Genomic DNA, 329 nt, shown 5'->3' with positions numbered 1-329 from the left:
CACACCCTTCCGGCGACTCGTCGAAAGTACAGGCATCGGCCTCCTCGTCGATGCCGAGAACCCCGAAAGCGCCAGTGTTGCAGTTCAGTCTGCGGCGCTGAGTGATGCAGAGGGACATCTGCGGCAGCGACTGGACGCCATGCACGCGACACGTTGCTACGACTGGGACGAAGTCGCTTCTCGCTACGTCGATGTTTATCGTGAGACTATTGGATCCCCTAACCTACGCGAAACGCGCGCAAGGCGGGAGCAAGTAGTTGAGTAGGCAGGCGTTCTCCGCCAATTTCAGCTACAACGTGCTGGGCGCACTGCTGCCGATCGTCACGTCG

The 329-nt window shown here is 59.9% G+C and carries 1 protein-coding gene; it reads left to right on the top strand.

Features of this window, described 5'->3' with window-relative positions:
* A partial coding sequence (locus GSQ83_RS30100; RefSeq protein WP_371418063.1) for a glycosyltransferase occupies positions 1–265 on the top strand: 265 nt, incomplete at its 5' end.
* Positions 266–329 lie beyond the last annotated feature (64 nt).

The organism is Acidisoma sp. L85, assembly GCF_009765865.1.
Classification (GTDB): Bacteria; Pseudomonadota; Alphaproteobacteria; order Acetobacterales; family Acetobacteraceae; genus Acidisoma.
The sequence above is the reverse complement of the archived record's forward strand: the minus strand, read 5'-3'. Positions and strand labels throughout refer to the sequence as shown.